Annotated in this window: 12 protein-coding genes; 5 read left to right on the forward strand and 7 right to left on the reverse strand. The window is 71.9% G+C overall.

The window, feature by feature from the left end; genetic code table 11:
• Window positions 1-20: 20 nt before the first annotated feature.
• Window positions 21-950, reverse strand: coding sequence for a carbohydrate kinase family protein (locus RH861_RS01980; RefSeq protein WP_310519513.1), 930 nt, complete (start codon window positions 948-950; stop codon window positions 21-23).
• 146 nt (window positions 951-1096) lie between these two features.
• On the opposite strand from RH861_RS01980, the gene RH861_RS01985 reads away from it, so the two are divergent.
• Window positions 1097-1822, forward strand: coding sequence for a TetR/AcrR family transcriptional regulator (locus RH861_RS01985; RefSeq protein ID WP_310519514.1), 726 nt, complete (start codon window positions 1097-1099; stop codon window positions 1820-1822).
• 58 nt (window positions 1823-1880) lie between these two features.
• Here the strand turns inward: RH861_RS01985 and RH861_RS01990 are convergent, their stop codons facing one another.
• The 3 genes from RH861_RS01990 to nucS all read right to left on the reverse strand — a co-directional run bounded on the left by RH861_RS01990 (window position 1881) and on the right by nucS (window position 6355).
• Entirely contained in the window at window positions 1881-4688 is a 2808-nt protein-coding gene (locus tag RH861_RS01990) for an immune inhibitor A domain-containing protein (RefSeq protein ID WP_310519515.1), read from the reverse strand.
• A 223-nt stretch (window positions 4689-4911) separates the two neighbouring features.
• Window positions 4912-5604: an HAD hydrolase-like protein gene (locus RH861_RS01995; RefSeq protein ID WP_310519516.1), complete on the reverse strand. Its 693-nt coding sequence runs from the start codon at window positions 5602-5604 to the stop codon at window positions 4912-4914.
• Between the two features lie 55 nt (window positions 5605-5659).
• Window positions 5660-6355, reverse strand: a complete 696-nt coding sequence (nucS, locus tag RH861_RS02000; RefSeq protein WP_310519517.1) for an endonuclease NucS — start codon at window positions 6353-6355, stop codon at window positions 5660-5662.
• Window positions 6356-6400: 45 nt separating this feature from the next.
• Here nucS and RH861_RS02005 point away from each other — a divergent pair, with 45 nt between their 5' ends.
• The gene (locus RH861_RS02005) at window positions 6401-6958 is read left to right on the forward strand and encodes a dihydrofolate reductase family protein (RefSeq protein WP_310519518.1); all 558 of its coding nucleotides are present in this window, start codon (window positions 6401-6403) and stop codon (window positions 6956-6958) included.
• A 61-nt stretch (window positions 6959-7019) separates the two neighbouring features.
• Here RH861_RS02005 and RH861_RS02010 read toward each other — a convergent pair whose 3' ends face one another.
• Both RH861_RS02010 and RH861_RS02015 read right to left on the reverse strand, forming a co-directional pair.
• The gene (locus tag RH861_RS02010) at window positions 7020-7481 is read right to left on the reverse strand and encodes a hypothetical protein (RefSeq protein WP_310519519.1); all 462 of its coding nucleotides are present in this window, start codon (window positions 7479-7481) and stop codon (window positions 7020-7022) included.
• A gap of 44 nt (window positions 7482-7525) precedes the next feature.
• Window positions 7526-8848 carry an MFS transporter gene (locus tag RH861_RS02015; protein WP_310519520.1) on the reverse strand — a complete coding sequence of 441 codons (1323 nt, stop codon included), beginning with the start codon at window positions 8846-8848 and terminating at the stop codon, window positions 7526-7528.
• A 259-nt stretch (window positions 8849-9107) separates the two neighbouring features.
• Here RH861_RS02015 and tdh point away from each other — a divergent pair, with 259 nt between their 5' ends.
• The 3 genes from tdh (at window position 9108) to RH861_RS02030 (ending at window position 12531) form a co-directional block, all read left to right on the forward strand.
• Window positions 9108-10151 (forward strand): L-threonine 3-dehydrogenase, encoded by a 1044-nt coding sequence (tdh, locus tag RH861_RS02020; RefSeq protein WP_248597843.1) that lies wholly within the window; start codon window positions 9108-9110, stop codon window positions 10149-10151.
• Window positions 10152-10153: 2 nt separating this feature from the next.
• Window positions 10154-11335, forward strand: a complete 1182-nt coding sequence (locus RH861_RS02025; RefSeq protein WP_310519521.1) for a glycine C-acetyltransferase — start codon at window positions 10154-10156, stop codon at window positions 11333-11335.
• A gap of 119 nt (window positions 11336-11454) precedes the next feature.
• The gene (locus RH861_RS02030) at window positions 11455-12531 is read left to right on the forward strand and encodes a LacI family DNA-binding transcriptional regulator (RefSeq protein WP_310519522.1); all 1077 of its coding nucleotides are present in this window, start codon (window positions 11455-11457) and stop codon (window positions 12529-12531) included.
• Between the two features lie 132 nt (window positions 12532-12663).
• Here RH861_RS02030 and RH861_RS02035 read toward each other — a convergent pair whose 3' ends face one another.
• Window positions 12664-13386 (reverse strand): head GIN domain-containing protein, encoded by a 723-nt coding sequence (locus RH861_RS02035; protein WP_310519523.1) that lies wholly within the window; start codon window positions 13384-13386, stop codon window positions 12664-12666.
• Between the last annotated feature and the right edge of the window lie 2 nt (window positions 13387-13388).

Raw genomic sequence — 13388 nt, forward strand, 5'->3', positions numbered from 1 at the left:
GCTCGGATGAGCACTCGGGCTCAGCTGCCGATCTGGGGTGAGGCGACGCCCGTGCGCAGCAGCGCCCCCTCGTGCCGGACCGTGGCCGCGGCGATCTCCATCGCCTCGCCGAGGGCCCGCGACCACGCCTCGGCGTCCGCCGGCACGCCGTCCGCGGCGATGCGGTGCACGACCGCGGCGAGGGTCGCGTCGCCGGCGCCCATCGTGTCGACGACCGGGCCGTCGAGCTGCACGATGTCGGCGTGCACCTCGATGCCGCGGTGGTGCAGCGATGCGCCGTGGCGGCCCGCGGTCGCGAGGACGGCCGGCCCCGCGGCATCCGTCGACCCCCCGCCCCCGAGACGCGCCACGAACTCGTCGAGCGGCGCTCCGAGCAGGAGGTCGGCGTCCTCGTCGCCGACCTTGACGAGCAGCGATCGGGCGGCGACGCGCTCGAAGTTCGCGAGGAACCGGTCGCGGTCGTGCAGCATGCCCGACCGCGGGTTGCCGTCGACGATCAGGCGGTGCTCGGAACCCTCGATCGCGTCGAGCAGCAGGTCGACCTGCTCGTCGTCGTCGAACGGGTAGCAGCTGACGACCACCAGGTCGGCGTCGGCGAGGGCGGCGCGCGTGTCGTCGTCGAAGCGCAGCTGCCGGTGCTGCGCCGCCTCGTTGAACTCGTACCGCGGCTCCCCGTCGGTGCGGATCGAGACCGCACGCGACGTGCCGTGCTGCGACGGGCTCGCGACGAGCCGGACGCCGTAGTCGTCGAGGAAGGCGTGGATGCGCTCGGCCGGCTCGTCGTCGCCGACCATCGCGATGAGGGTCGCGTCGTCGCCGAGGAGGGCGAGGCCCACCGCGACGTTCAGCGCGGCGCCGCCCACGAACTCCCGGGCGCCGGAGGGGTCGCGCAGTTCGTCGATGAGTGCGTCGCCGACGACGCTGATCCGGGCTCGAGACGTGGATGCCATGTGCCCAGCCTCACGCCGTGCGGCGCACCCGTCAACTGCGGCCGCGTCGCTGCCCGGTTCCTCGTCGACGGATGGCGCGGAGTGGCCCCGCGGCCCCCGGCGGCAATACAGTACGGTGTCACGCGTTCCCGCCCCAGAGGAGTCGAATGAGACCCGGACCCAGACGCAGCCTCACCCACCCCGAGATCCTCGACGCCGCGTTCGAGCTGCTCGAGACGAAGGGGTTCGACGCGGTGTCGGTTCGCGGCGTGGCGGGTGCCCTCGGCCTCACGCCGACCGCTATGTACACGTACTACCCCAACAAGCAGGCGCTGCTCGCTGGCATGGTCGAGCAGGTGCTCGGCCGCCTCCACGGCGTCGACCCCACGACGACGGATGCCGCCGACGCCGGTGCCCCCGCGCCGGCCCTCGAGCCGCGCGACCGTGTGCAGGCCCTCGCCTCGGCCCTGCGCGACCTGCTCGTCGAGCGCCCCGGCGCGGTCGGACTCCTGCTCGCGACGCCGCTCGACGGACCCAACGCCGCCCGCATGGACGAAGACCTGCTCACCGCCTTCACCGATGCCGGCCTCGACCTCGCCTCCGCGGGACGGGCCGCGCACGCCGTGCGCGTGCACGTCCTCGGCGCGGTGGCCTTCGACGCCGCCGACGCGGTCCGCGAGGCCGACGCCGCGCGCGAGGCCGAGGTGGCGCCCGATCCGGCGGCCGGGTCCGCGTCGGCCGCGGCATCCGACACGCTCTGGGACGACCTCGAGTCCTTCCCGCTCAGCGGCCGGTCGCGCGACCTCGACGACGATCCCGCCGGACGCTTCGCCTGGGGGCTCGACCGGCTGCTCGACGGGCTGCTCGCCGGCTCCGGCCCCGCCGCCCGCTGACACGAGACGAGGCGCCGACCCCCGAGGGGGCCGGCGCCTCGCCGGTGTCAGTCCGCGATCAGTCCGCGCGCGGCGGGGTGATCTCGATCTGCGCCGAACGGTTGCCGTTCATCGCCTTCTTCACGGTGATCACCGTGCCGTAGCCGACGCCCGCGTCCTTCGGGTTGCCCGAACCGAGCACGGTCCAACCGAGGTCGGTGCCGTACAGGTCCGTCACGGGCTTGCCGTCCGCGTCGACGACCCGCGTCGAGTACGGCTGGTTGTCGACCGAGGGGACGACGACCGAGGCGTCGGAGTGACGCCAGAACAGGCTGCCGTTGCGGTACTCGATGCCGGGCGTCCAGCCCTGCTCGTCGGTGAACGTGCGCACCGCCGGCAGCGCCGGGATCTCGGTGCAGTACTCGGTGAACGCCGCGTCCGTGATGCACTCCGTGAACGGGTACGTGTCCTGCAGGCCGAAGGCCGCGTTCGAGGACTGCGCCCGCGAGGGCAGGTTCTTCAGCGTCGACGGGTCCTTCGCCGCCGCCTCGCCGGTGCGGCGCAGCGGGTCGAAGTGGCTGTCGACGATCAACAGGCCGCCCTTGGCGCCCGCGCTCGGCAGGGCCGTGAGGTTGTTCGCCACGTGGTTCGCGTCGCCGTACGTGGTGTCGCGGTACCAGACCAGCGCGCCCGGTGCGTTGTAGGCGATCTTGTCGACCTTCCAGGCGTCGGTGCTGTAGATCGTGTCGTAGGCGTATTTCAGGCCCTCGTCGAACCCGTCGAAGTTGCGCCACTCCACGAGGTAGTAGTGCGCCTTCACCGACGTGCCCGAGTCGATCCGCCAGCCGGGACCGGTCGTTCCGGCCCACGACGACACCGCCGCGGTCCAGCCGTTCGCACCCGACTCGACGTCGTCCGTCCACACGGTCTCGGAGCCGCTCGTGACCGAGAAGTCGTCCGCGAACCAGCCGCGGTCGAGGTAGGCGGCATCCGTCACCTGGCGAAGACGGACGTCGACGGTCTCGCCGGCGTACGCGCCGAGGTCGACGTACTGGTGCACCCAGCCGTGCGAGTCACCGGTCAGGCCGTACTTCTTGCCGCCGAAGGTGGCCATGTTGCCGTTCGGGTCTGCGTACGTGTCGGAGGTGGTCGCCTCGGACCCGTCCTGGTTGTAGACCTTCAGCTCGGTCCACGAGGAGCCGCCGTCGGTCGAGACCTCGACGAAGCCGAAGTCCCAGTCCGCCTCGATGATGTAGTCGTTCCACATCCAGAACTTCGCGTCCGCGGGCACCTCGACGCTGCGCGTCAGGGTGATGTCGGCCCAGTCCTGGTCGGCGCCGGTGTACCACGCGTTCTCGCCGCTGTGCGGCTCGGTCAGCGTGATGACCTTGTCGGGCAGGTTGACCTTGACGCCGTCGTGCGTGCCCTTGAGCGGACGCGAGTTCTGCCCGACCTTGACGGTCTGGCGCTCATCGCCCGGGTTCAGCTCGAGCGGGTCGGCCCAGCCCAGCACCCACTTGTCCCAGAGGCCCATGTGCGTGGGCATCGACTGGAAGATCGGGCCGGCGTGCGAACCCGACGACATGAGGTCCCAGAAGTCGACGTCGGAGTTGCCGCCGCCGGTGGTGTCGTACAGGTCGGGCAGGCCGAGGTCGTGGCCGTACTCGTGCGCGAAGACGCCGACGCCGGAGTCCTCGGGCTGCACGATGTAGTTCGAGATCTTCAGGCCCGTGCCCGGGATCTCCGCACCGCCGGGAACGGCCGACGAGTGCGCCCAGAGGGCGTACGTGCCCTCCGCGCCGCCACCGCCGGACTTGTCCTCACCGGCGTGCACGAGCACGACGTGGTCGATCACGCCGTCGGGCTCGGAGTAGTTCCCGTCGCCGTCGCGGTCGCCCTGGTCCTCGATGTCGTAGTCGGCGAAGGGGAAGTCCGGCTGCTGCTCCGAGAGCGCCTTGACGGCGTCGATCGCGAGCTGCTGCGGACCCATCGGGTTGTCCGGGTGGCCCTTCATGTCCTGGATGGCGCCGGCGACCCAGGTGCCGTTCTCGTCCTGCGTGCAGCGGCTGGCGCCGTAGTACGCCTCGGAGTGCGGGACGGTGATCCACTCGGTGGTCTTGCCGGTCACCGTGTAGGCGCCGCGCGACATCTCCTCGTACATCGCCTTCATCGAGTAGCCCGAGATGTCGAATCCGGGCTTGCCGTCGGGGCCCGTGAGGTCGGTGCGCACGCGCTCGGTGATGCCTTCGTCGCTGAAGAGCATCGCGTCGAAGTGCTCCGACGAGAAGTCGGGCACCCACATCGAGTTGTTGTCGAGCATCGATGCGTCGGCGGGGTTCGGGATGTTGTTGTGGAGCGGGCCGTTCTGCACGTCGCCGGGCTTGCAGTCGGTCGCGCCGAACGCGGTCGGCACGTATACGCCCGTGAAGTCGTCGTTCGCCTGGTCGTCGAACTCGACGAGGATCGTCAGGAGCTTCGCCTCCTGCGTCGAGGGCGCCTTCTTGTAGCGCTTCTCGTACTTGTCCTTCTTGAGCTGCTTGGGGCTCTTGCCGGTCTTCATCGCCTCGGCTTCGAGCTTCGCGAGGCCCTGCGCGGCGATCGGGTTGCCCGAGGCGAACTTCGCGTCGACCTCCTCGGCGAGCTCGATGGCACGCTTCTGCGCCGCCTCGCCCTCGACGACCTCCAGGTCGCTGCCGAACGCCTCTTCGGCGCGCGGCTCGACGTAGTTGATGTAGTACTCCGAGGCGTCGATCGACGTCTCGGCCCCCTGCGGTGCCGCCGTCGCCATCCCGCCCGCGCCCGTGGCCGCGAGTCCGGATGCGACGAGGGCGAGCGCCGGCAGGGCTGCCGCGGCGCGCTTCCGCGCGCGCGAGCTGGTTCCAGCCATGGTTCTCCCTCCGAGTGCCCGCAGCGGTGGCCGCGGACACGATCGTCGTCCGCCGGTGGGCGGACGTAGGGGGAATCCTGCCCCCCGAACGGGGGCGGTGGGAAGTCCCTGCTGAGGAAGCGACCGGAATCGTTGCTATCGAGGCATCCTCACGGAATATCTCGATGGCAGGCCGGTCGTGCGAGCGACGGCGACGGATGGCGCAGGTCCTGCGCCGTCGGCGTCAGCCGACGAGGAAACTCCGGAGCTGGTCGGCGGAGTGCACGACCGCGAGCGCGTCGCCGGCCTCCGCGGGGGAGCCGTAGCCCCACTCGACGAGGATGGTCGGCACGTCGTGGGCGGCCGCGCCGAGGATGTCGTACCCGCGATCGCCCACCATGACGGCATCCGTCGTGTCGATGCCGCGGGCCTGCAGGCGCCGCAGCGCCTCGGCGACGACGTCGGCCTTGGTGCTGCGCGTCTCGTCCTCGCTGGCGCCGGCGATGTCGGTGAAGTACTTCGCGAGCCCGTTGTGCTCGAGCACCTCGCGCGCCATCGACTCGGGCTTGCTCGTCGCGAGCGCGATGGGGATGCCGGCCGCCTGCACGCGCTGGAGCACGCCCTCGACGCCGGGGAAGACGGGGGAGCGGAGCAGGTGCTGGTCGTAGTGGTCGCGGTAGACGTTGAGCGCCTCCCACGCCTCGACGTCGGTGAAGCCGGCCGTCATCTGGAGGCTGTCGAGCAGCGGCGGGCCGACGTACGAGCGCAGCGTGTCGACATCCGGAACGGGGACGCCCATCTCGGTGAACATGTGGGCGAGGGAGTCCATGATCTCGCTCGCGGAGTCGACGATCGTGCCGTCCAGGTCGAACAGCACTGCGGACCAGACGCGCGGGGGTGCGGCCGTGGTCGGGGTCGTGGAAAGGGGGGAGGTCACCGAGTCATCCTACGACCCGTTGTTCGAGGAACACTCAGGAAACGTCCGGGCTCGGTCAGAACAGGCGGGCGTGACCGCTGTCGACGCCGCGCATCGCGTCGTAGTCGAGCACCACGCAGCGGATGCCTCGGTCCTCCGCGAGCGTGCGCGCCTGCGGCTTGATCTCCTGCGCGGCGAACACCCCCGTGACCGGCGCCAGGCGCGGATCGCGGTTCATCAGGTCGAGGTAGCGCGTGAGCTGCTCGACGCCGTCGATGTCGCCGCGGCGCTTCAGCTCGACCGCGACCGAGCGGCCCGAGGCATCCGTCGCCAGGATGTCGACCGGGCCGATCGCGGTCATGTACTCGCGCCGCACCAGGCGGTAGCCGTCGCCCAGCACCTCGATCTGCTCGGCGAGGAGCTGCTGGAGGTGCGACTCCACCCCGTCCTTCTGCAGCCCGGGATCGACCCCGAGCTCGTGGCTCGAGTCGTGCAGCACCTCGTGGATCGACACGATCAGGCGATCGGCCGTCTTGCGGTGGGTGACGGTCCACACCTCGGCGACGCCCGCCGCACGCTGGTCGTCGTCGGGCACCGCGGTCTCGAGCGTGCACGGCGGGCTCATCCAGTTGAGGGGCTTGTAGCTGCCGCCGTCGGAGTGGACGAGGAGGCTGCCGTCGCCCTTCACCATGAGCAGGCGCGTCGCGAGCGGGAGGTGCGCCGAGAGCCGACCGGCATAGTCGACGGAGCAACGGGCGATGACGAGACGCACCCTGCGAGTCTACGTTGGAGGTGGGACGTGGTCGGAGGGGGACCGATGGGCCGATTGATCTACTCCGCACTGGCCTCGCTCGACGGCTGCATCGCCGACCGCGACGGCGGATTCGACTGGGCGCTGCCGGGCGACGACGTGCACGCGGCCGTGAACGCGCGGATGCACGGCGTCGGCGTCTTCCTGCTCGGGCGGCGCACGTACGAGGTCATGCGCGCCTGGGACGCCATCGACCTCGACGGGCTGCCCGAGGTGGTGGTCGGCTTCGCACGCATCTGGCGGTCGGCCGACAAGGTCGTCTACTCGCGGACGCTCCACCACGTCGACGCCCCGCGCACCCGCGTCGAACGGCACTTCGACGTCGACGAGGTGCGGCGCCTCGTCCCGTCGCTCGGTCGAGACGTCGCGATCGGCGGGCCCGACCTGGCCGGCGCGGCGTTCCGCGCCGGGATCGTCGACGAGGTGCTGCTCCACGTGTTCCCGGTGCTCGTCGGCGGCGGCACGCCGGCCTTCCCCGAGGCGCGGCTCGACCTCGCGCTCGCCGAGACGCGCACCTACGACCGCGGTGTGGTCGGGCTCGCGTACCGTCGCGTCACGACGTGACGGGTGCGGCCGTTCGCGCGCGGTGATGCGGCTGCAGCGGCATCCGTCGTCGCCGGCGGCGTCACTCGGCGGGGCGGGGACGCGCCTCGTGGTGGCGCAGGCCGCGCGTGCGCTCGCGCTCCTTCATCTCCGCCTCGAAGATGTGGCGGCGGCCGCCGACGAGCTCCTCGCGCGCGGCCCGTTCCGAGGCCCTCACGGCGGCGTAGTACCCGTCGTCGTACTCCTCCATGACCTGGAAGGTCCACCGCCCCTCGAGCACGTTGCGCCCGATGATCTCGCGCTCGATCCGGTCGGCGATCCCGTCGTGCCCCGCCTTCCGGAACAGCTCGACCGCCTCGCCGATCGCCAGGTCGGCCTTCCCCGTGAGCCGGTGGAACCGGTACAGCGAACCGCGCGCGTCCTCGATGACCTCGAGCGCCTCGGAGTACTTGCCGAGGGCCTCGATCGTGGCATCCGTCGTGCCCTCGGGGCGGGTGTGCTCGGGCAGGGGGGCGTCGGGGGCGGTGTCGTCGCGTTCGCTCATGGCTGCATCCTGCCGAGCGGATGCCGCGCGCGCACCCCCTTGCGTCAGCCGGCGCGGCGCTGCCGCGACCGCTCGCGCGCGGCCGGCGCGGCGAGCCCCGCGACGACCATGAGCCCGAGCAGCAGCAGCAACCCGTTGAGGATGCCGAACTGCTCGCCGAGGAAGCCGATGAGCGGCGGGCCGACGAGGAACGCACAGTAGCCGATCATCGCGACCGCCGAGACGCGCGCCGCGGCATCCGCTCGGTCGGGCACGTCGGCGGCGGCCGACATGCCGACCGGGAACGCGAGCGAGCAGCCGATGCCCCACAGGAGCGTGCCGACGATCAGCACCCACGGCTCGGACCCGAAGATGAACAGCGCGAGCCCGACGACGCCGATCGCAGCCATCGACTGCAGCATCGCCACGCGCCCGAACCGGTCGATGAACGGCCCGCCGAGCACGCGCGCCGCCGTGATCGCGACGGTGAAGACGGTGAACATGGCGGCCGCGGTCGTCTCGTCGAAGCCGTGCCCGTCGACGACCGCGAGGGCGAGCCAGTCGTTGGCGCTGCCCTCGGCGAACGACATGCCGAGCATGACGACGCCGATGAGGAGCAGGCGCGCGTCGGTCCACACCGAGAGGCTCCGCTTCAGGCGCACCGTCCACGGGTCGCGCGGCGCGTCGGCGTGGGTGTCGTCGCCGAGCTCGGCGCGCAGCGGCACGAAGCGCACCGCCACGACCACGGCGACCGCGATGACGGCCGCGATGACGCCGAGGTGCACGGCCACGATGAGCCCGAGGGCGGATGCCGCGGCCGCGAGTCCGGCGCCCGCGACCGTGCCGAAACTGAAGAACGCGTGCATGAGCGGCATGACCGTCTTGCCGAGTTCGCGCTCGGCCTCGGCGCCCTCGACGTTCATCATCACGTCGACCGAGCCGTTGCCGAAGCCGAACAGGACGAGGCCGATGGCGACGAGCGGCACGCTCGGCGCGATCGAGCCGCCGATGCCGACGAGCACGAGTCCGATCGCGACGGTGACGAGCATGGCCGACATCCCGAGGCGGGCGCCGAAGCGCGCCATGATGGCGGGCGCGGCGATGAGGCCCACGATCGACCCGATCGAACCCGCGAGGATGATGAGCCCGACGCCCTGCGTGCTGAGCTCGACCTGGTCGCGAACGGCGGGCAGGCGCGCGACCCAGCTCGCGAGGCTGAGGCCCGAGAGGAAGAAGATCGCGAAGATCGCGTTGCGCCAGGCGACGAGTTCGCGGCGGGGCCGGGCGCTCGTCGGCGTGCCGTCGGCGCGCGCGGCGTCGGCGGTGATGTGGGCGTGGGGGTCGAGGTTCTCGGCCATGGTGGATCCGGTGTCCGGCTGGTGCGACATTACTGCCTCGTGTTGGGAGTTGCGGGGTCGAATCGATTCGACTCGAATCGATTCGAACACGATATCGACGGTGAGCGGATGTCGCAACCGCCGCCCCGCGCGGTCACCCGAGAGCCGCGCGCAGGCTCCGCGCCCGCGTCATCCGCTCGCCGCCCGCGACTACGATGGGCGGGTCACCTCGACGCTGCGCCGTGACCCTCGGCGCACGAAGCCGGCGCCGGCCCACCCCGCGGGCGCCCGTACGCAGAAGGCACCGCCGATGAAGGCCCTGTACAAGTCCGCGCCCGGAGCGGGATTCGAGTTCGTCGACCGTCCCGAGCCCGAACCGGGCCCCGCCGACGTGAAGATCCGGGTGCTGCGCACGGGCATCTGCGGCACCGACCTGCACATCGAGCAGTGGGACGACTGGGCCGCGTCCGAGATCCGCACCCCGCTGATCCCGGGGCACGAGTTCTACGGCGAGGTCGTCGAGGTCGGCGAGCTGGTGCACGACGTCGCCGTCGGCGACCGCGTGTCGGGCGAGGGGCACATCGTCTGCGGCATGTGCCGCAACTGCCGCGCGGGTCGCCGCCAGATGTGCATCCGCACCAAGGGCGTGGGCCTGCACCGCGACGGCGCGTTCGCCGAGTACGTCGTCATCCCGGGCGAGAACGTCTGGGTGCACCACGCCGAGGTCGCGCCCGAGGTCGGCGCGATCTTCGACCCGTTCGGCAACGCGGTGCACACCGCGCTGGCGTTCTCGGTCGTCGGCGAGGACGTGCTCGTCACCGGCTGCGGCCCCATCGGGCTCATGTCGATCGCCGTGGCCCGTCATGTCGGCGCCCGCTTCATCGTCGCCTCCGACGTCAGCCCGGCCCGCCTCGAACTGGCCATGCAGATGGGCGCGGATGCCACGGTCGACGTCTCGCGGGAGCGCATCCGCGACCTGCAGCCGCGCCTCGGCATGCGCGAGGGCTTCGACGTCGGCTTCGAGATGTCGGGCTCGGCGAAGGCGCTGCCCGAGATGATCGACAACATGAACCACGGCGGACGCATCGCGCTGCTGGGCCTGCCGAGCGAGCCGTTCGCGGTCGACTGGGGCAAGGTGGTCACGCACATGCTGACGCTCAAGGGCATCTACGGTCGCGAGATGTTCGAGACGTGGAACTCCATGAGCGCGATGCTGCAGACCAGCGGCGAGCTGCGCGAGCGCGTGGCATCCATCATCAGCGACCGCTACCCGGCACGCGACTGGCGTGCCGCGTTCGACGCCGCCGCCTCGGGCGGGGCGGGCAAGGTCATCCTCGACTGGACGGAGGTCTGAGCATGTACGGATCGGTGCAGGCGCAGTTGCGCGCCGAGCTCGACGAGATCGAGGCCGCGGGCCTCACCAAGCGCGAGCGCGGCATCCACGGCCCGCAGTCGGCCGAGATCGAGGTCGCCGGCCGGCCCGAGCTCAACTTCTGCGCGAACAACTACCTCGGCCTCGCGAACGACCCGCGCATCGTCGCGGCCGCGCACCGCGGACTCGACGAGTGGGGCTACGGCATGGCGAGCGTGCGGTTCATCTGCGGCACGCAGGAGCTGCACCTGGAGCTCGAGCGGCGGGTGTCGGAGTTCCTCGGGTACGACGACACCATCCTGTTCTCGTCGTGCTTCGACGCGAACGGCGGCGTGTTCGAGGTGCTCTTCGGGCCGGAGGACGCGATCATCTCCGACGAGCTCAACCACGCGTCGATCATCGACGGCATTCGGCTGTCCAAGGCGCAGCGGTTCCGGTACCGCAACCGCGACCTGGCCGACCTCGAGGCGCAGCTGCAGGCCGCCTCGGGCGCGCGTCGCAAGGTGATCGTCACCGATGGGGTCTTCTCGATGGACGGCTACATCGCGCCGCTCCGCGAGATCTGCGACCTGGCCGACGAGTACGGGGCGCTCGTGTTCGTCGACGACTCGCACGCCGTCGGCTTCGTGGGTTCGAACGGACGCGGCACCCCCGAGCTGTGCGGCGTCGAGGGTCGCGTCGACATCACGACCGGCACGTTCGGCAAGGCGCTCGGCGGGGCATCCGGCGGATACGTCGCCGCTCGCCGGGAGATCGTCGACCTGCTGCGCCAGCGCGCCCGGCCGTACCTGTTCTCGAACACGCTCGCGCCGATGATCGTGGCCGGCACGCTCGAGGCGCTGCGCCTCGTCGCCGAGTCGGGCGAGCTGCGACAGCGGCTCGTCGCGAACGCGGCGCTGTTCCGTGAGCTGATGACGGATGCCGGCTTCGAGCTGCTGCCCGGCGAGCACCCGATCGTGCCCGTCATGTTCGGCGACGCGGCGCTCACGGCCCGTATCGCCGCGGCGCTCAACGAGCGCGGCGTCTACGTGACCGCGTTCTCGTACCCCGTCGTGCCGAAGGGTCGCGCGCGCATCCGCGTGCAGCTCTCCGCCGCGCACACCGAGGACGAGATCCGCCGCTGCGTCGCCGCCTTCATCGAGGCCCGCGACGCCGTCCCCGCCTGACGGACTCAGCCCTGCGAGATGACGCGAACGGCGCTTCGGCGACGCCCGAAGCGCCGTTCGCGTCATCCGGCGGCGCCCGCATGCCCGGCTCGAATCGATTCGACCGTAGAATCGAAGTCATGACCCCCGAGTCCGCCACGACCACCGGCGCCGTTCCGCGCGTGACGCTCGCCGACGTCGCCGCGCGCGCCGGGGTCTCCGCGTCGACCGCGTCGCTCGCGTTCAGCGGCTCGGGCCCGGTGTCGGATGCCACGAAGGAGCGCGTCCTCGCCGCGGCATCCGAGCTCGGCTACGCCGGCCCCGACCCCCGGGCGCGCTCGCTGCGCCGCGGCCGATCGGGCATCGTCGGCGTCGTCCTCGAGGAGCGCGTGCGCGCGGCCTTCCTCGACCCCGTGAAGATCCAGACCCTCGACGGCCTCACCGAGGGCATCGCGCCGCTCGGCGCGGGGCTGCTGCTGCTCACCGACTCCGGCGACCCCGACGCGCCGGTCAGCCTCGACACGGCGCCGCTCGACGCCGTCGTGCTCATCGGGTGCAGCCCGAAGTTCCACCGGCAGACCGAGCGGCTCCAGCGCCGCGGCATCCCGATCGTCGCCATCGAGGGCGCGCCGGGCGGCGGGGCGCCCGAGATCACCATCGACAACCGCGAGGCGACGCGCCTCGGCGCCGAGCACCTCCGCGAGCTCGGGCACACCGACGTCGCGACCGTGACCCTGCCGTTCGAGCCGGGGCGGGTGCGCGGTCCGCTCACCCCCGAGATCGAGGCCGCCGCGACGGTCGACACCTCGGTCGAGCGCCTGCGCGGCGCGCGCGACGTGTACCCCGGCATCCGCGCCCAGGTGGCCGCGGCCAGCTCGATCGAGGAGGGACTCGAGGCCGCACGCGGCCTGCTGGCGGATGCCGCGACCCGGCCCACCGCGATCATCGCCCAGTCCGACCTGCTCGCCGCCGGCGTCATCCAGGCCGCCGAGGAGCTCGGGCTCGCGGTGCCCGGCGACCTCAGCGTGATCGGCTTCGACGGCATCCGCGTCGACGGCCTGCAGCACGACCTCACGACGCTCGTGCAGCCCTCGGTCGCGAAGGGTCGGGCCGCGGGCGAGGCGATCGTGCAGATGCTCTCAGGCGAGGATGCCGCGGGCACGGCCTTCACGAGCACCCTCCACGTCGGCGACACGACGGCACCGCCGCGCGCCTGAGGGCGCCCCGCGGAGCGACCTCCGCGCTGCCGAGGGCGCGGCTGCGCGACGAGTGCGCGGCGCGTGCATCACGCACTCGTCGCGGTTCCGCGCACTCGCCCGAAGGGCGGCTCGCGCCATCCGCAGTCGGGGCTACTCGGGTGCGACCTCGCCGGAGCCCGAGACGCTGCTGCGCACCTGCGGCCGGCCCGAGTACCGCACGTCGCCGCTGCCCGAGAGGGTGACGTCGAGCTCGTCGGACGCGTTCACGCCGATGTTGCCCGAACCCGACAGCACGACCTGCGCCGACGACGCCTCCAGGTCGCCCGCGTCGACGTCGCCGGAACCGCTCACCTCGACGACGAGGGAGTCGGTGCGCCCCGAGAGCTCGAGGTTGCCGGACCCGCTGATCGACGCGCGCACCGACTGCGCGTCGAGGTCGTCGGCCTCGATCTCGCCGGAGCCGCGGATGTCGACCGCCACCTCCTCGGCGTCGCCGAACTCGGCCGTCACGTCGCCCGATCCGTCGATCACGACCGACTCGAGCGAGCTGACCGTGACCTCGATCCGCAGGTCGCGCTCCCCGACGATCAGGGGTCCGCGTCGGATGCCGATGACGAGCCGTCCGCCGTCGACCTCGGTCACGAGCCGGTCGAGCACATTCTCGCCCCCGGTGACCGTGAGCGCGGGTTCGTCGCCGAGGCGGATCTCGACCTCGCCGCCCGTGCGCAGCACGACGGAGGACGCGTCGTCGATCTCGCGATCCTCGGTGCGGGTCTGCCCCGCGGTCACGAACGGCGCGCACGCGGTGAGCGTGGCGAGCACGGTCGCGCCGACCGCCGTCACGGCGACTCGGCGCAGCGATGCGCGGTGCATGT

Source organism: Agromyces indicus, assembly GCF_031432295.1.
GTDB lineage: Bacteria > Actinomycetota > Actinomycetes > Actinomycetales > Microbacteriaceae > Agromyces > Agromyces indicus.